Genomic DNA, 17,400 nt, shown 5'->3' on the forward strand with positions numbered 1-17,400 from the left:
GTCACTCCAGATAATATTCGTCGGCCACGTCCTTGGGCAGCTTGGTGTTGCACCAGTAGGAATCCGAATACTCGGGACGGACATACTGATCGATATCCGCGTCGGTGATCGTCGGCACCGGGATGTAATTGTACTTATCCAGCGGTTCACCGGCGAGCGCTTGCAGCGCGCTGTCCAGCGCGACCCGGCCGACCCAGCAGGCGTCGCTTGCAGCGATTGCCTTAAAGCCGTCCGCCTGTGCGTTTTTCCATGCTTTGAGGAAGCCGTTGCTGTCCTCACCTGTCATCGGCACGAGGGGACGTCCGGCCGCTTGGAACGCTTCGAGCGCGCCCTGCGTCATCGCGCCGCCCTGCGACCATACGCCGTCAATCTCGGGATAGGCCGCGAGCGCCTGCTCGGTTGCCTGCTTGCCCTTGTCATACGCCCAGTCGGCATAATAGGTAGCTAAAATATTGATGTTCTTGCCGCCGTCCGGCAGTTCGTCCAGCGCCTTTTGCAGGCCGCTCGAGCGCATTTCACCAACGCCTGCGCCCGCCATGCCGTCCAGCACAATGATATTGCCCTTGCCGCCCAGTTCATTTAACAGCCACTTTCCCATGACATAGCCGAACTCGACCGCGTCCGTGCCGACATAGCTGGTGAACGCCGATTCGTCCTCGACCTCGGAATTGAAGATAATGACCGGAATGTTCTGCGACAACGCTTTCTTGGTGACCGCGTTGGTGGCGGTGGTCGAACCCGGGGCGACCAGCAGCGCGTCGATGCCGCGCGCCATCAAATCCTGAATGTCGGATACCTGCTTGGAGGTATCGCCGCCCGCATCGGTCGTATAGAGCGTCACGCCCGCCTCATCGGCCGCGGCTTCCAGCTCGCGCACCATCTGCATGCGGAATGTGTTGACGACCGAAATGTTGGAAAAGCCGATCGTATACGGCCCGTCCTTTTTAAACGCTGTGGTGTCTACCTGTCCTTCACCGACCTGCGGCGCGTCTCCCGCACCCTCACCGGAAGCGCTGGGCTCACCGCCCGGCGCATCTGGCTCCGCTGCGGGCGTACCGCAGGCAGTCAACAGCATGGAACCCATCAGCAGCAGGCTGAGCAGAGATAACAGCTTCTTTTTCATAATAAGTCTTCCTCCTTTATTGTCCCGTTTGTGCTCCGTTCCCATCGTTCCCTTCTCAGAACGTGGTTTCAGTATAACAAGGCTTTTTGCAGCTTAAAAGACCGTAATTTATGGGAAATCCCGGTACGCCGCGCGCACTAACACAAAAATATCATAATAATTTGTAATATTTCGCTTTCCCGCCGCAAATGGTACGGGCGAATCGCCGTTTTTCCCGATTTCCGCCAAGGAAGCTAACAGATTTCCCCGCGGTAAATATTGCCCCTTGCCGCGCGTGGCTTGTCAAGGCAAAAAATTTATTGTATCTTGGAATCAGAGCAAAAAACAGCCGGTAAACATGCTGGAAAGGAGAATTTTCCATGTTTTCAAGAAAAGCCTTTCTCCCCCCGATCGTTCTCGTGATCGCTGCCATGCTGTTTATCGGCGCGACCGCGCTTTTCGAGCGGCCCGGACCGGTCGAGCAGCCGCCCGAGCTGGTCATCGGCCTGGTACTGACCGACTCGGAGGACGACTGGAAAACTGCGCTCTATGAATCCATTGCGCGCGACGCGCGTGCACAGGGCATTCAGGTGATGACGATTTCCTCCACGCGCACCCAGTCCGACCAGATCGACGCGATCCGCACCTTTTTGGTGTACCGCGTCAGCGCGATCCTGTTTTCCCCCGTCATGGAGAGCGGGTGGGAATATATTCTCTCTGAAGCGGCGGATGCCGATATCCCGCTTGTCACCCTCAGCGAAAAGCTGAGCGACGCCGAGACAGAGGGCCGTCCGGTCTACCATGTAGGCTATGATTACTATACGCTCACCAGTGAGCTTGCCAGTGCGTTTCTACAAGCGCGGGGCGATGACTTCCGGCTGGTGCAGCTCGGCGGCACAGTCGCTTCGTGGGTATCGGCGCAGGTGTCCGGCGGCTTCCGTGACAAACTGGACGCCGGCGGAAACGCCCGGCTGGGATACAGCATCAACAGCGATTTCATGCGTTCGCGCGCCTATCAGCTTATCTCAGGTCTGCTCAAAAACGAATATGAGTTTAATACCATCCTGTCCTGCAGCGATGCGATGACGCTCGGTGCGATCGACGCACTCACCGAATACGGCCTTGAGCCTGGAAAGGATGTTTCGCTGCTCGCCGTGGGCGGCGGCGGAGAGGCCATGGAGGCGTTTTCCGCCGGATATCTTGATTATCTCGGACGGTGCGACCCGGAGGCGCTCGCCGGGCGCGCGGTCGAAACGGTACGCGCGCTCGCGCGGAACACGGGCGTCGTCCAGCGGGAAACGCTGCTGCGCGGCCAGCTTCTGGTGGGCGGAGGCAGTCTGTCATGAGCAAGAAACATCCTGTCGCCAGCATTGCCGACCATCTGCATTCCTCTTATGTGGCCATCATTTTGCTGTTGTCCATCCCGGCCATGCTGCTCATGCTGTTCCTGTTTCCCATGACCTCTCGCTACCATCAGCACATCAGCGCGATCGCGGACGCGCGGGACATCATCGAAGTCGCGGATCAGGAGCTGCAAAGCGAGCTTTGGGAGATCGTCGCCGGACAACAGACCTTTGCCGCGAGCCGACAGCAGGAGTTAATGGACAGCATAACGCACAAGCTCTCCCTGCTGCTAAGCTCCTCCGACCACTATGAAAGCCGCCAATATATCCAGGCCGCGACCCGCCTGAACGACACGCTCGCCACGTATGTGGAACAGTTCGGCCATCCGGTGCACAACCATTCCGCGCTCTATTCCAATGAACAGATGCTGCGCGAGGTGCGCAGTGTGACCGGACTGATGCGAAGCGTTTTGCAGGAGTTCATTTATGTTGAGATCGGCGTGATCGCGGAGACAAACGGCCAGATCCGCCGCGCGACGATTGCGATCACGGCGCTTGCCGCCGTGCTGCTGCTGTTGTTGCTGCGATATGCCATCTTGTCCTGCCGCGCGGTGCAAAAAGCCATCCAGCAGCCAATTGAGACACTGGAAGCCATGTCGGTCCAGCTCGCCTCGGGCAACCTGGAGGCGCGCGCCGAACAGCCGGCGGTCAGCGAGCTCAGCACGCTGACACACAGCCTCAACGCCATGGCCGACCAACTCGGCGAGCTCATCGAGCACCGCGTGGCCGACCAGCGCAGCCTGCAAAAAGCCGAAATGCGCACGCTGCAGGCGCAGATCACGCCCCATTTTATCTATAACACGCTCGACACCATCGTCTGGCTCGCGCAGCAGCAGGAACACGAGGCCGTCGTCGAGATGACGATGGCGCTCACGCAGTTTTTCCGCATTTCGCTCAGCCGCGGACGCGATTATATCACGGTCGCCGAGGAGGTCGCGCATGTGCGCAGCTATCTGCAGATCCAGTCCGTGCGGTATGAGAGCATCATGCGGTATGAGATCGACATTGACCCGGCGCTGCTTGACTGCCGCATCCTCAAGCTGCTTTTGCAGCCGCTTGTGGAAAACGCGATCTACCACGGCCTGAAAAATAAGCGCGGACGCGGACAAATCGCCGTGCGCGGCGTGCACCATCCAGACGGCACCATGACCTTTTCGGTCGCGGATACGGGCGCGGGCATGAATCCCGAACGCCTGCGCGAGGTGCGTGCCGCGCTCGCGCCCGACAGCGGCGGGCACGAGGGCTTCGGCCTTTACAACATCAGTCAGCGGCTGCGGCTGTATTACAGCGCCGGCCTTGCCATTCAAAGCGAGGCGGGGCGCGGCACGGAAATTTCTTTCACGTTGCCCTGCCGCCGCGAGGAATAGAGGGGGAACCATGTATAATCTGTTTATCGTGGATGATGAAGAGATCGTCCGCAAAGGCATCCGCGAGCTGCTGGAAAACGCGGACAGCCAATATGCCATCTGCGGCGAAGCGCCCGACGGCGAACTGGCTCTGCCCATGATCCAGGAGCTCAAGCCCGACATCCTGCTCACCGATATCCGCATGCCGTTTATCGATGGGCTTGAACTGTGCGAGATCATCCGCAAGAAAATGCCTTGGGTGCATATCCTGATCCTGAGCGGGCACGACGAGTTTGAGTACGCGCGCAAAGCGGTCTCGCTCGGCATCGATGAGTATATCTTAAAGCCGGTCACGCTGCCGCAGCTGCTTGGCAGCTTGGGCAAGACCGTGCAGAAGATCGAGGAGGAGCGCGCAGCCTATTTTTCCGCGCACGCGGGCGGCCTTCCCTCGCAGGACCGGATGATCCTTGTCGAGCATTTTCTCAACTCGCTGCTCGATACCAGCCTGTCCGCCGCCGACGCTTATCCGCGAGCCGAGCAGCTCGGCCTGTCCCTTAGCGCACGAAAATACGTTGTATGCTGCGTGCAATTCCATGCAAGCGGCGCTTCACACCAGCAGCTCCGCGTACTGCTCGGCTCGCTGCTTGAACAGCGCGCCGATATCCTCTGGAGTGCGCGCGGCGAACGCTTTGTGCTGCTCATCAAGGCGCAGGAAACCGAGGCCGCTTTGGAAGCCGCCTATGAAGCCGCACAGATCCTGCGCCATGAAACCGAACGTCTGCTGCAAACGGCCTGCTCGGTGGGCATCGGCACGGTCGTCTCACGCATCGGCGAGCTGCCCGAATCCTACCGGCAGGCCAAGCGCTCGCTCAGCAGCTTGCCCGGTGGCTCTATCCTGAGCGCGTCCGACCTGGACAACGGCTTTGTCCCCCGCTTTGATTTTTCCGCCGCCATCCCGCTCGCCGAACGCCTGCGGCATGTGTCCGCCGAAGATCTTGACAATCTGCTCGAAAACCACTTCGGCACGGTGCGCGACACCGACCAGTCCAGCCTGCTTTACCGCTATTACCTGCTGGCCGACCTTGTGGTGTCGTCCATGCGGCTGCTGCGGGGTCTGGATGCGGAACTGCCAACCGTTCTGCGCGACGCGGGCGATAATGCGCATCTGATGGAGGCAGTCGCCACCTATGAGGGCACGCTCGGCCTCGCGCACAGCTTGCTGGAGGCGTTCATCGAAGCGCGCGACCGCAAGCAGGGCGTGCGTTACGGACAGGAACTGCGCCGTGCCAAGGAATACATCCGCGAGCACTATGGCGACAACGCCCTGTCGCTCAACACAGTCGCCGCCGAGGTCGGTTTCAGCCCCAATCACTTTTCCACCGTGTTTTCCCAGCAGATGGGGCAAACTTTCGTGGAATACCTGACGCGCTTCCGCGTCGAGGAGAGCAAACGCCTGCTGCGTGAGACCGACACGCGGCTTGCCGACATCGCATATGCCATCGGCTACAGCGAACCGCATTACTTCAGCTATATCTTCAAGAAATACGCCGGCGTATCGCCCAGCACCTACCGCAAGCAGGCGCGCGGCGAAAGCTAGAAAAAAGGGAACGGCTTTGAAAGCCGTTCCCTTTTTCCCTTGTCTTTTTTGAGGCGGTGTGCTAATATTTAGTTAGATTAAGTAATTGTAAGGTGGTGCGCCCGATGGCCGGTCCCGAGCAGATCAACTCTTTTCTGGTCGACGTGTTCGGCCGCGTTAATAAAATCGAGGAGCGCGCCATGGCGGACGGCCTTGGCAGTTCGATCTCGATCACCGAGATCCACATCATCGAAAAGATCGGCGACCTGGAGCCTGTGCGCATGAGCGAGGTCGCCAAATCCATCGGCGTCACGCTCGCAACGCTGACTGTCGCTTGCGACAAGCTCGAAACCAAGGAGCTTGTCCGCCGCACGCGTGACAAGCACGACCGCCGCGTCGTCAACGTCACGCTCACCGATAAGGGGCAGGCCGCCTATGCCTACCATAAGGATTTCCATGAACGCATGATCGGCGCGGTCATGGACACGCTGTCGCCCGAGCAGGCCGCGGTGCTGGGCCAAAGCCTGCAAAAGCTGCAGGATTTCTTTTTGGAGCAGGAGCAGAAAGGATAGGCCATGCTGGAAAATCTCCTTTTCTGCCTAAACGCGACCGTGCCGATCTTCGCGGTCATCCTGCTCGGCCGTGTGCTGCGCACGCGCGGCATGTTCACCCCGCAGACGCTCACCGAGATCGACCGGCTGGTGTTCAAGGTGCTGCTGCCCGTGCTGCTGTTCCGCGATATTGCGACCGGACGCATCACCGAACAGTTTGATCTGAAATTCTTCCTGTTCTGCGCGGGCACGACCACGCTTTACTTTTTCGCCATCTGGCTGCTGGCGGCCAAATGCCTGCCCGATAAGAGCATGGTCGGCGCGTTCACGCAGGGCGCGTTTCGCGGCTCGCAGGCGGTTTTGGGCGTGGCGTTCGTGCAGAACCTGTACGGCAGCGCCGGGCTGGTGCCGCTGATGATCGTCGCCACCGTGCCGCTCTACAACATCTACTCGGTGCTCGTGTTGACCGTGACCGCCCCCAAAACTGAACAGCGGCACGGCGTTATCGCACGCACGCTGGGCGGTATCGTGACCAATCCGATCATTTTGGGCATCCTCGCCGGACTGCCCTTTTCGCTTTTGCAGATCGATTTCCCGCCGATGGTATCCAAAACGCTCGACCTGCTCGCGCTGTGCGCGACCCCGCTGGCGCTTTTAAGCATCGGCGCGGGCTTTGAGGGCGCCAAAGCCGTCAAAAAGCTGGGGCCGACATGTGCTGCGGTCGCGATCAAGCTCGCCGCGCTGCCGCTCATCTTTCTGCCGGTCGCGGCGCACATGGGGTTTCACGGGCAGGCCATGGTCGCGCTCGTCATCCTATACGGTGCGCCCAGCACGGTCACCGGCTATGTGATGGCCAAAAACATGGGCGGCGACCATGTGCTTTCTTCCTCCATCATCGTGCTATCGACCGCACTTTCCGCGGTTACACTGACTATCATTTTGTTTATCCTGCGGTCCGCCGGACTGATTTGATTGACATTCCCCCTTTGCGCTGATATTGTTAAAGTAACAATGCCAGACGTAAAGGGGGCTCTTTCATGCTGACCTATCATCTTGACCATCGAAGCAAAACACCGCTCTATGAGCAGCTGTACCGCGCCGTGCGGGCGGACATCATGTCAGGTGTGCTTCAGGCGGGTGACCGGCTGCCGAGCAAGCGGCAATTCGCCCAGCATCTGCGCGTCAGCCAGCTCACGGTTGAGACCGCCTATGGGCAGCTCCTCGCCGAGGGCTACCTCGAAAGCGCGCCGCGCCGCGGCTATTATGTACAGAAGCTGACCGCGCCTGTGCGCAAGCCCGCCCCCAAAAGCGCCGCCGCGCCGCCTGAAGCCGCCCCGGCTGACAATTGCGCCTTTGATTTCCGCACCAACATCGTCGATACCGGCTGCTTTCCATTTTCCACCTGGGCGCGCCTGAGCCGCGCGGTTTTAAGCGGATATTCCGACCGTCTGCTCCGCGCCGCCGCCCCCGGCGGCGCGCCCGAGCTGCGCGAACAGATCGCGCGCTACCTGCATGATTTTCGCGGGCTTGACGTTTCACCCGACCGCATCCTGGTCGGCGCTGGCTCGGAATATCTCATCCATCTGGTGATCGAACTGCTGGGGCGCGACCGCGCCTATGCGCTCGAAAACCCGGGCTACCGCAAGCTGTACCAGATTTTCGAGGTCGGTGGCGTGCCTGTCCGCCCGCTGCCGCTCGACGGCGGCGGCCTGCGCATTGACGCGCTCGAAGCAAGCGACGCCTCCGCCGTTTACCTGACCCCGTCGCACCACTTCCCGCTCGGCCTCGTCATGCCGGCCGGCCGGCGCACCGAGCTGCTCGCGTGGGCAAACGCCGCGCCCGGCCGCTATATTATCGAGGATGATTATGACAGTGAATTCCGGTATTCGTCGCGTCCGATCCCGGCGCTCGGCGAGCTCGACCACACGGGCCGCGTCATCTATGTCAACACCTTTGCCAAAAGCCTCGCGCCCTCGCTGCGCATCGGTTATCTGGTGCTGCCGGCGCATCTCATGGCGCGCTACCGCGAGAAATGCTCGCTGTATTCTTCCACCGTGCCCAGCTTTGAGCAGTATACCCTGGCCGACTTCATGCGCACGGGCGGCTTTGAGCGCCATATCAGCCGCAGCCGCAAGGTGTACCAATCCCGGCGCGACGCGCTGCTCGGCGCGCTTAAAACCATGCCTATTCCCCATGTGGTCTCGGGCGCGGAGGCCGGGCTGCACATCCTGCTGCAGGTGCGAAACGGCATGAACGAGCAGACGCTCATCGCTCGCGCGCGGGAGAAAGGCGTGCGGGTCTACGGCCTGTCCGGCTACTATATGCCGCCCGTGCGCCCGCCGCGCGCCACGCTGGTGCTCGGCTACGCGGGTTTGACCGAACCCGCGATCCGCGAAGCGGTATCGCTGCTTTGTCAGGCTTGGCAGCCCTAACACCGGAAGGGGGACGGCTTTTAGCCGTCCCCCTCGTTTTTCTCATCCTTTGCCGGCGGCTTGACCGCATGGCCGTACCGCACCGCGTCTTCTCCAAACCGCTGCCGCAGTGCATCCATAGCGCGGTCGAGCTTTTGCAGCTTCTGCATTTCCTGCAGGCCGCCGTCAAACAGTGAAAGCTGCTCGCCCGCCTCCCCGGCCGGCAGAAGCCCGGCCGCGGTGACCGTCAGCATACGCACAGGCTGGTCGAGCCGCCAGTTTGCGTGCAGAATTTCCATGCAGGTATCGATCAGCACGCGCGTCGAATCCGTCGGGCGTTCGAGCGTCACCTGCCGCGAGCGGTTTTTAAATTCCGGATCACGGATCAGCAGCTGAACGGTCTGGCATTTCATCTGATGTCCGCGCAGCCGCCGCCCCACATGGTCGCACAGCGCGGTCACGCCCATTTTGAGCTCATCCTCACCCACAAGGTTGTGCGGAAACGTCATACCGTTGCCGACCGACTTTGGCGCGTGTTCCTCATAAAAAGAGCGGACGCGCTCGTCGTCCTCACCGCGGGCATAGCGCAGGAGCGTATCGCCCGCTTTGCCCAGCAGACTGTGAATAAACGCCGGATCACAGGCGGCAAGCTCGCCAATGGTACGCACGCCCAGCCCATCCAGCCGCTTGGCGACGCGCGGGCCAACGAACAGCAGCGTGTTCACCGGCATCGGCCAGACCAACTCCTTGTAGTTCTCGCGTGAAAACACCGTGGTCGCGTTAGGCTTCCGGTAGTCGCTGCCCAATTTGGCAAACGCCCGGTTAAAGGAGACGCCGACCGAGATCGTCAGCCCAATCTCCTCCTGCATCCGCCGGCGCAGCTCATCCGCGATCTTCTCACCCGCTCCAAACAGGTGCAGCGAGCCTGTCACATCGAGAAAGGATTCATCGATGCCGAACGGGTCGACCAGATCGGTATACTGTAAATAAAGTTCGTTGCACTTGCGCGAAAACTCCACGTAGGCCTCGCGGTGCGGCGGTACCAACCGCAGCGCCGGACACTTGCGCTTTGCCTGCCAGATGGTTTCGGCCGTCTGCACGCCGCACTTTTTGGCCTGCTCGTTTTTGGCCAGAATGATGCCGTGGCGGCTCTCCGGGTCGCCGCATACCGCCATTGGCCCATCCGCCAGCTCGGGGCGCAGCAGTGTTTCGACCGAAGCGTAAAACGCGTTGCAGTCGCAATGTAAAATCGTCCGGTCCATCCGCCGCCCTCCAGTCGAACATTTGTTTCTTTCATCATAGCAAAAAAACTGCCGCTTGACAAGTGGGTTTGCCGCGGTATATACTGAGTTCGCAAGCAGGGGTGCCGCGATGAACGGCTGAGAGGGCGAGAGCCTAACCCTTTGAACCTGTTGGTTAGCACCATCGTAGGGAAGCTGTCGCATCGAAAAGTTTTTGGGATTTTGAATGCTCCGGTTTTACCGCATGGTGAAACCGGAGCATTTTTCTTGCGGGAAAGAGGCGTTTTATGAAGATCAATGGAAAAACCATAGCGTTTTCCGGCGTTCAAACCGTCGCCGGACTGCTGAAGGAGCTGGGACACGACCCACAGCGCGTCGCGGTCGAGAAAAACGGAAAAATCATACCGCGCGCCAGCTTTGCAGACGAGCCGCTGGCTGAAAACGACGCGCTGGAGATCGTACAATTTGTAGGGGGCGGCTGATGTTGACATGCGATGAACTACACGCCGCGCTCATCGAGCGGCATGGCGCGGATATACAAGACAAGCTTGACCGCGCGCGGGTCGGTGTGGCCGGGCTGGGCGGGCTGGGTTCCAACATAGCGGTGCATCTGGCGCGGCTCGGCGTGGGTACGCTTGTGCTGGCTGACTGCGATGTGATCGAGGTCTCCAACCTCAACCGCCAGCACTATACGATGAAAGATATCGGCATTCCCAAGACGCTCGCACTGCTGGAACAACTAGAAGCAATCAATCCCTACTTAAATTACGAAACGTATACTGAACGCATCATACCCGCCAACGCCGTCCGACTGTTTGCGGACTGCGATATTGTCTGTGAGGCATTTGACCGTGCCGACCAGAAAGCCATGCTTACGGAAGCGCTGCTCGCCGGACTACCCGAAATACGCGTCGTATCAGGCAGTGGGATGGCAGGCTGGGACTCGCCCAACCGCATGACCGTCCGCCGTCCCTTCCCCCGGCTCTATCTCTGCGGGGACAGTACGAGCAGCCTCGAAGACGGCCTTGACCTGATGGCGCCGCGCGTCGCGCTGTGCGCCGCCCAGCAGGCCACGGTCGTGCTGCGTCTGCTGCTGGGAGAAAACGAGCCATAAGGCAAAAGAAAAAAGACCTTTCGGTCTTTTTTCTTAAACCAGTTTGGAATTCATTCTTCTTTTGGCATTTCAGAGGCACAATGCGCACATTTTGTTGCAGCGACTGGAATCTCGCTGCAGCAAAACGGGCACACCTTGGTCGTCGGTGCGGCCGGTTCCTCGGGCTTTTGGCCGAGATGCGTCAGCTTATTGACCGCTTTTAAAATGCAGAACAGGATAAACGCCATAATGAGGAAATTGACGACTGTGCCGAGAAAATTGCTGACAAACCCGGTCACCTGTTCCATCGTATAGCGCGTGCCGCCGATCAGGCTGATGACTGGCGTGATAAAGTTATCGGTCAGCGATGTAACGATGCCGGAAAACGCGCCGCCGATGATCACGCCGACCGCCATATCCATCACATTGCCGCGCAGTGCAAAGGCTTTAAATTCTTCAATAAATTTTTTCATTTCAACACCCCTTATATTCTTTCTTTCACTATATCTGCCTTTCCCTTTCCGGTCAAGGCGAATTTCGACAAAAGGAGCATTTTTACACATGGAAGACAAGCTTATTCTGGGCGGGCACGCATTCACGTCCCGCTTTATTCTTGGTTCAGGTAAGTATTCGCTTGACCTCATCAACGCCGCCGTGCAAAACGCGGGCGCGCAGATCATTACGCTCGCGCTGCGCCGGGCAAATGAGGGCGGCGCGGCCAACATCCTTGACTATATCCCCGAGGGCGTGACGCTGCTGCCCAACACCTCGGGCGCGCGCACTGCGGATGAGGCCGTGCGTATCGCCCGGCTTTCTCGCGAATGCGGGTGCGGCGATTTTGTCAAGATCGAGATCATGCGCGACTCCAAATACCTGCTGCCGGACAATCAGGAGACCATCCGTGCGACCGATATTCTGGCGAACGAAGGCTTTGTCGTCATGCCGTATATGTACCCCGACCTGAACGTCGCGCGCGACCTCGTAAACGCGGGCGCGGCCTCGGTCATGCCGCTCGCGGCGCCGATCGGCACCAACAAGGGGCTGGCGACGCGTGAATTTATCAAGATCCTGATCGATGAGATCGATCTGCCCATCATTGTGGACGCGGGCATTGGGCGCCCCTCGCAGGCGTGCGAAGCAATGGAACTGGGTGCTGCGGCGGTCATGGCGAACACCGCTATCGCCACAGCAGGCAACATACCGCAAATGGCCGAAGCCTTTCAAAAAGCCGTTAAAGCGGGACGAACGGCTTATCTGTCCGGTCCCGGCCGCGTGCAGGATACCGCTTCCGCCTCCTCCCCGCTCACCGGCTTTTTGCAGGATTAAGGGGGACGAAAACGCATGGAACAAGAGGTTATTTCAGCAAACTATATCACCCGCGAGACCGACTGCATGCAATATCAGCCGGGGATGGAAAACATCGGCAGCGAAGTGCAGGATGCGCTGCTCTCCCGTATGGAGGCCGAGGCGTTTGACCTCTACACCGCCAACGATGTGCAGCGCGCTCTTGCCAAGGACGTGCTGCTCCCCGCGGACTTCGCCGCTTTGCTCTCTCCCGCCGCGCTTCCCTTTTTGGAGCAGATGGCGGCGCGCGCGCAGACCGAGACCCGCAAGCACTTCGGCAACGCGGTGCAGATGTTCACCCCGCTTTACATCGCGAACTATTGTGAAAATTACTGCGTTTACTGCGGCTTCAACTGCCATAATAAAATCCGCCGCGCAAAGCTCAATATGGACGAGATCGAGCGGGAGCTCCGCGCCATCGCAAAAACCGGCTTGCAGGAGATCCTGCTGCTGACCGGCGAGAGCCGCTCCATGTCGCCGGTCTCCTATATCGGGGATGCCGTTAAGCTCGCGCGGCAGTACTTTCGTGTCATCGGTGTGGAGATCTACCCGCTGAATGTCGATGAGTATGCATATCTGCATGCCTGCGGCGTCGATTATGTGACCGTGTTTCAGGAGACCTACGACGCAGGCAAATACGAGACCCTGCACCTCGGCGGCCACAAGCGCATCTTTCCCTACCGGCTGAATGCACAGGAGCGAGCGCTCCGGGGCGGGATGCGCGGCGTGGGTTTCGGGGCGCTCTTAGGGCTGTCCGACTTCCGCCGCGACGCGTTTGCGACCGGGCTGCATGCCTGGCTCCTTCAGCGCAGGTATCCGCATGCGGAGATCGCGTTTTCCTGCCCCCGCCTGCGGCCCATCATCAATAATGACCAGATAAACCCTCAGGATGTACACGAGCCACAGCTTTTGCAGGTCGTCTGCGCGTACCGCATTTTCATGCCGTTCGCGTCCATCACAATCTCGACGCGTGAGCGCGCCGGCTTCCGCGATCATATCATCGGCATCGCCGCCACAAAAATCTCCGCAGGTGTGGACGTTGGAATCGGCGGCCATTCGGGCGAGGAAAAAGGCGACGAGCAGTTTGAAATCTCAGACAGCCGCTCGGTGGAAGACGTGTTCCGCGCCATCGAAGCGCGTGGCTTACAACCGGTTATGACGGACTACATTTACGTATAAGGAGACTGACATGAGTAACTATGCCACCCAGATGGATGCCGCGAAGCGCGGCATCGTCACACCGGAAATGGAGACGGTCGCCCGCAAGGAGAACCGTCCGATCGAATATATTTTAGAGCGCGTCGCCAAGGGCACTGTCGCTATTCCGGCAAATATCAACCATAAGAGCCTGTCCGCCGAAGCGGTCGGCGACGGTACGCGCGTAAAAATCAACGTCAATCTCGGCATTTCGGGCGATGCCAAGGACTACGAGCTGGAAATGCGCAAGGTGAAAATGGCCGTCGACATGGGGGCGGAGGCCATTATGGATCTGTCTAACTATGGAAAAACAAATACATTTCGTAATAAACTCATCGAATATTCCCCCGCGATGATTGGCACGGTGCCGATGTACGACGCGATCGGCTATCTGGAAAAGGACCTGCTTGAGATCTCGGCACAGGATTTCCTGAAAGTTGTCGAGGCGCACGCCAAAGAGGGGGTGGACTTTATGACCATCCACGCCGGCATAAACCGCCGCGCGGTCGAAGCGTTCATGCGCGAGGGGCGCAAAATGAACATTGTGTCCCGCGGCGGCTCGCTTTTGTTTGCGTGGATGCAGATGACCGGCAATGAAAACCCCTTTTTCGAGTTCTACGACGACGTGCTCGACATTCTGCGCCAATACGACGTGACCATCTCACTCGGCGACGCGCTGCGCCCCGGCTGCATCGCCGACGCGTCCGACGCCGGCCAGATCGCCGAGCTGATTGAGCTGGGCAGCCTGACCAAACGCGCGTGGGAACGCGATGTGCAGGTCATGGTTGAGGGTCCGGGGCACATGGCGATGAACGAGATCGCGGCGAATATGGTTCTGGAAAAGCGTATCTGCCACGGCGCGCCGTTTTACGTACTCGGCCCGCTTGTGACCGACATCGCCCCCGGGTACGATCACATCACCTCGGCCATCGGCGGCGCGATCGCCGCGCAGGCGGGCGCGAATTTTCTGTGCTATGTCACACCGGCAGAGCACCTGCGCCTGCCCGATCTGGATGATGTGCGTGAGGGCATCGCCGCCTCCAAGATCGCGGCGCACGCGGCCGATATCGCGCTGGGGCTGCCCGGCGCGCGCGACCGTGACAACGCTATGGCGGAAGCGCGGCATCAGCTCGATTGGGGTAATCAGTTTGCACTCGCCCTCGATCCGGAAAAGGCCGAACGGTTTTTTAACCAGGTGCCTCCGTCTGACCGGCACCAGTGCTCGATGTGCGGCAAGATGTGCGCCGTGCGCACGACCAACCTCATCCTCGAAGGTAAAAAAGTGGAGTTCTGCTCGGAAAAGGACGTCTGCTAAAACAGGAAAAGACCGTTGTGAATGAATCACAACGGTCTTTCTCATGCCAGCAACACCGCAAACATGACACGTACGAGCGCGGACAGCGCCGCCAGCCCGATGCAGACGGCATACGGCCCCCTGCCGTCCTGCAAAAGCGCTTTCCCGCTCCCCCTGCGTTCGGACGCACACCACACCATCGTGCACGCGGCGAGCAGCGCGGGCACGGACAGTACAGCGGGAAGCCCGGTCGCACAAATGCTGAGAAATAAATTTTCCTTTTGCCCAATGCCGACCGCGACGGTTAGCGCGAGCACAAAGCCGCGCGCCGCGCAAAGCCCGGACAGGAACAGCGCCGCCGGGCGCAGCAGCGCGCACAGCAGCGGCAGCGCCAGCCATAGAACCGCGGCCAGAACGCTCCTCCCCACCTGCTGCGGCAGTGTGCCGAGCAGCGCCGCGAGATGCACCGCGCTGTCCTCCTCGCCCGCGATCAGCCCGGTTAGTCCCCCGGCGACCGCGCCGCATAAAAACATCGCGCACAGGAACACAAACGCCGGCGCGCGCGTCAGCTCATCAAAAAAGCCGAGAATATGCCGTTTTCTCATCGGTCTCCCCCTTGCGGAAGCTACTGATACAGCATATTCCCGGCTGAGCCGTTTTAGAACCTCAGCACATCGCGTTTACCAGATCGCGGCACGGCTGGTGCAGGAACAGGCGCACGTTAGGCCCGATCTCATACGAGGCGGAAAGCTTGCCGTCCCCGTCTTTCTCAAGCGCCGCGGCGATCACCTCGGTGCCGTATACAACGCGTTCGCGCACATAATCGACATTGACGCGCGCATCGTCGCACACCGATACCAGCACGCGCTTAATCGTAATCTGCGAGATATTCGCAAGCTCGGTGCCCATCTCACGGCGGGATGCGCACACCAGCACGATCTCAGCCTTAAGGACCGCCGCGGCCTCATCCTCACAAATGGTCACGCCGTAGCCCTCGGCCGCCGCGCAGGCCGCTTTGTTTTTGGATGAAAGAAACATATTGCGCGCGGGGATCACCTCTTGTTCGAGAATCGCGCGGATCAGCCGCGGCAGATACTCCCCTTCGCCTAAAACCGCTACCATGACATTCTGCGGCATATATTATCAACTCCTTCATGGATTGCTCACAAAGATACAGTATTCATTATAAAGCAGCAAAAGCCCTGTTTGCAATCCATTTTACACAGATTTTGCTCTTTTGTCGCATTGACTAATCTGCACAAATCCGCTCTGCCGCTTTCAGGTAGATTGCACACTCCAGACGCTTTCGCTCCATCTCACAGCCCAAATCATAGGAATTGTTCATATCGTGATTCATATTGTAGTTCGCCGCCGAGCAGCCGCCCGAGCAATAGAACTTGGCCCAGCACGTCTGGCATTTGGGACGCGAATAGATATTCATGCCGGCAAACTGCCGCGCGATATCCATGTCGAACGAACCGTCCAGCACGCTGCCCTGCTTAAATTCCTCCTTGCCGACGAACTGGTGGCAGGGATAGATGTCGCCGTCCGGCGTGACCGCCACGTATTCATAGCCCGCGCCGCAGCCGCGCAGACGCTTAACCACGCACGGCCCTTGGTCCAGATCGACCATGAAGTGGAAGAATGAAAACGGCTTGCCTGCCTTGCGCCGCTCCAGCATGATGCCGGTCAGGCGGTCGTATTCGGCTTCGATCTTGGCAAGGTCGTTTTCGGTCAGGTCGTAGCCGCAGCCTGGGTCGGCCGTCACCGGCTCGACCGACAGGCGGTCAAAGCCCTCGTCCGCGATATGCACGACATCCTCGGCAAAATCCATGTTTTTCGAGGTGAATGTGCCGCGCACATAATAGTCCTTAGCCGGATCGCGCGAGGCGACCAGCTCCTTGAATTTGGGCACGATCACCTCATAGCTGCCCGCGCCCGACACGGTTTTGCGCATCCCGTCGTTGACAGCCGGACGTCCGTCAAGCGACAGCACGACGTTGTCCATATTCTCATTGATATACCGCTGCTTGTCCGCGTCGAGCAGCAGGCCGTTGGTCGTAATGGTGAAGCGGAAGTGCTTGCCGTGCTCCTTTTCGAGCGAACGCGCGTAATCGACCGCCTGCGTCACCGTGTCCCAAGCCATCAGCGGTTCGCCGCCGAAAAAGTCGATCTCGATATTTTTGCGCGCACCCGAACGCGCGACGACAAAATCGATGGCCTTTTTCGCCACCTCCGGCGGCATGATCTTGCGGCCTTGGCCAAAATCGCCCGTCGATGCAAAACAGTATTTGCAGCGCAGGTTGCAGTCATGCGCCACATGCAGGCACAATGCCTTTACCGGCGCACCGACCGGGATATAACGGCTCACGTCAATATAATCGTCCTTGGCAAACAGCTGCCCGTTTTGCTTGAGGCTGTACAGCTCGTCGTACGCCTCGCGCACGGCCTGCGCGTCGTACTGCGGCAGCGCCGCGGCGATTTGCTGCGGGCAGGTTTCCTCCATATCCTCGTCAATCAGCCCGGATACCGCGTAGCTCACGTCGTCCAGCACGTGCACCGCGCCCGAGTTGACGTCGAGCACGAAGTTCAGCCCGTTTTTCTCATAGCGATGAATCATTTTATTCCTCCGATATACAGAAAACAAGGCGCGCCAGCTCGGCGCGCCTTGCATTTGACTTCGTAAAAAGCTTACTTCGAATGCTCGCACTTCTGGTTTGCCACGGTGCAAGAGGTCTTGCAGGCCGACTGGCACGAGGTCTGGCACTCGCCGCAGCCGCCCTTGGCCGCGGTCTGCTTCAGGGTCGCCGAAGTCAGTGTGGTGACATGCTTCATGGTGTTT

At 59.4% G+C, this 17,400-nt stretch carries 18 protein-coding genes and 1 riboswitch; of the genes, 11 read left to right on the forward strand and 7 right to left on the reverse strand.

All coding sequences use genetic code 11. From position 1 onward, the window contains the following. Position 1: 1 nt before the first annotated feature. Entirely contained in the window at positions 2 to 1,123 is a 1,122-nt protein-coding gene (locus tag SO058_RS09085; RefSeq protein WP_320842678.1) for an ABC transporter substrate-binding protein, read from the reverse strand. A 359-nt stretch (positions 1,124 to 1,482) separates the two neighbouring features. On the opposite strand from SO058_RS09085, the gene SO058_RS09090 reads away from it, so the two are divergent. From SO058_RS09090 to pdxR, 6 genes are all read left to right on the forward strand, one after another. Continuing rightward, positions 1,483 to 2,448, forward strand: a complete 966-nt coding sequence (locus SO058_RS09090) for a substrate-binding domain-containing protein (RefSeq protein WP_320842679.1) — start codon at positions 1,483 to 1,485, stop codon at positions 2,446 to 2,448. Beyond that, complete coding sequence (locus tag SO058_RS09095; RefSeq protein ID WP_320842680.1) at positions 2,445 to 3,872, forward strand: sensor histidine kinase; 1,428 nt, start codon at positions 2,445 to 2,447, stop codon at positions 3,870 to 3,872. Before SO058_RS09090 ends, SO058_RS09095 begins: the two co-directional genes overlap by 4 nt. Before the next feature lie 10 nt (positions 3,873 to 3,882). Then, positions 3,883 to 5,448 (forward strand): response regulator, encoded by a 1,566-nt coding sequence (locus SO058_RS09100; RefSeq protein WP_320842681.1) that lies wholly within the window; start codon positions 3,883 to 3,885, stop codon positions 5,446 to 5,448. A gap of 104 nt (positions 5,449 to 5,552) precedes the next feature. After that, complete coding sequence (locus tag SO058_RS09105; RefSeq protein ID WP_320842682.1) at positions 5,553 to 5,999, forward strand: MarR family winged helix-turn-helix transcriptional regulator; 447 nt, start codon at positions 5,553 to 5,555, stop codon at positions 5,997 to 5,999. A gap of 3 nt (positions 6,000 to 6,002) precedes the next feature. Further along, positions 6,003 to 6,950, forward strand: a complete 948-nt coding sequence (locus SO058_RS09110) for an AEC family transporter (protein ID WP_320842683.1) — start codon at positions 6,003 to 6,005, stop codon at positions 6,948 to 6,950. A gap of 65 nt (positions 6,951 to 7,015) precedes the next feature. Further along, positions 7,016 to 8,410: a MocR-like pyridoxine biosynthesis transcription factor PdxR gene (gene pdxR, locus SO058_RS09115; RefSeq protein ID WP_320842684.1), complete on the forward strand. Its 1,395-nt coding sequence runs from the start codon at positions 7,016 to 7,018 to the stop codon at positions 8,408 to 8,410. Between the two features lie 20 nt (positions 8,411 to 8,430). Here the strand turns inward: pdxR and SO058_RS09120 are convergent, their stop codons facing one another. After that, positions 8,431 to 9,651 (reverse strand): DNA polymerase Y family protein, encoded by a 1,221-nt coding sequence (locus SO058_RS09120; RefSeq protein WP_320842685.1) that lies wholly within the window; start codon positions 9,649 to 9,651, stop codon positions 8,431 to 8,433. An 87-nt stretch (positions 9,652 to 9,738) separates the two neighbouring features. After that, positions 9,739 to 9,840: riboswitch (TPP riboswitch) on the forward strand. A 77-nt stretch (positions 9,841 to 9,917) separates the two neighbouring features. Here SO058_RS09120 and thiS point away from each other — a divergent pair. Continuing rightward, a complete protein-coding gene (gene thiS, locus SO058_RS09125; protein WP_320842686.1) occupies positions 9,918 to 10,112 on the forward strand; it encodes a sulfur carrier protein ThiS in 195 nt (64 codons plus the stop codon). Continuing rightward, positions 10,112 to 10,744: a sulfur carrier protein ThiS adenylyltransferase ThiF gene (gene thiF, locus SO058_RS09130; protein ID WP_320842687.1), complete on the forward strand. Its 633-nt coding sequence runs from the start codon at positions 10,112 to 10,114 to the stop codon at positions 10,742 to 10,744. The genes thiS and thiF overlap by 1 nt, the downstream gene beginning before the upstream one ends. A 50-nt stretch (positions 10,745 to 10,794) precedes the next feature. On the opposite strand, the gene mscL is transcribed toward thiF, so the two are convergent. Further along, positions 10,795 to 11,196, reverse strand: coding sequence for a large conductance mechanosensitive channel protein MscL (gene mscL / locus SO058_RS09135; RefSeq protein WP_320842688.1), 402 nt, complete (start codon positions 11,194 to 11,196; stop codon positions 10,795 to 10,797). A gap of 88 nt (positions 11,197 to 11,284) precedes the next feature. Here mscL and SO058_RS09140 point away from each other — a divergent pair, with 88 nt between their 5' ends. The 3 genes from SO058_RS09140 to thiC are packed head-to-tail and all read left to right on the forward strand — an operon-like array spanning position 11,285 to position 14,579. Continuing rightward, on the forward strand, positions 11,285 to 12,049 hold the full coding sequence (locus SO058_RS09140; protein WP_320842689.1) for a thiazole synthase: 765 nt from the start codon (positions 11,285 to 11,287) through the stop codon (positions 12,047 to 12,049). 15 nt (positions 12,050 to 12,064) lie between these two features. Beyond that, positions 12,065 to 13,246, forward strand: a complete 1,182-nt coding sequence (thiH, locus tag SO058_RS09145) for a 2-iminoacetate synthase ThiH (RefSeq protein WP_320842690.1) — start codon at positions 12,065 to 12,067, stop codon at positions 13,244 to 13,246. 10 nt (positions 13,247 to 13,256) lie between these two features. Beyond that, on the forward strand, positions 13,257 to 14,579 hold the full coding sequence (gene thiC, locus SO058_RS09150; RefSeq protein ID WP_320842691.1) for a phosphomethylpyrimidine synthase ThiC: 1,323 nt from the start codon (positions 13,257 to 13,259) through the stop codon (positions 14,577 to 14,579). 41 nt (positions 14,580 to 14,620) lie between these two features. Here the strand turns inward: thiC and SO058_RS09155 are convergent, their stop codons facing one another. The 4 genes from SO058_RS09155 to scfA form a co-directional block, all read right to left on the reverse strand. Then, a complete protein-coding gene (locus SO058_RS09155) occupies positions 14,621 to 15,163 on the reverse strand; it encodes a hypothetical protein (protein ID WP_320842692.1) in 543 nt (180 codons plus the stop codon). Between the two features lie 61 nt (positions 15,164 to 15,224). After that, positions 15,225 to 15,695, reverse strand: coding sequence for an NAD(P)-binding domain-containing protein (locus SO058_RS09160; RefSeq protein ID WP_320842693.1), 471 nt, complete (start codon positions 15,693 to 15,695; stop codon positions 15,225 to 15,227). Positions 15,696 to 15,807: 112 nt separating this feature from the next. Next, positions 15,808 to 17,178 carry a thioether cross-link-forming SCIFF peptide maturase gene (gene scfB / locus SO058_RS09165; protein WP_320842694.1) on the reverse strand — a complete coding sequence of 457 codons (1,371 nt, stop codon included), beginning with the start codon at positions 17,176 to 17,178 and terminating at the stop codon, positions 15,808 to 15,810. Positions 17,179 to 17,249: 71 nt separating this feature from the next. Further along, on the reverse strand, positions 17,250 to 17,393 hold the full coding sequence (gene scfA, locus SO058_RS09170; protein ID WP_280962623.1) for a six-cysteine ranthipeptide SCIFF: 144 nt from the start codon (positions 17,391 to 17,393) through the stop codon (positions 17,250 to 17,252). Between the last annotated feature and the right edge of the window lie 7 nt (positions 17,394 to 17,400).

It is taken from the genome of Agathobaculum sp. (assembly GCF_034098985.1).
Classification (GTDB): domain Bacteria; phylum Bacillota; class Clostridia; order Oscillospirales; family Butyricicoccaceae; genus Agathobaculum.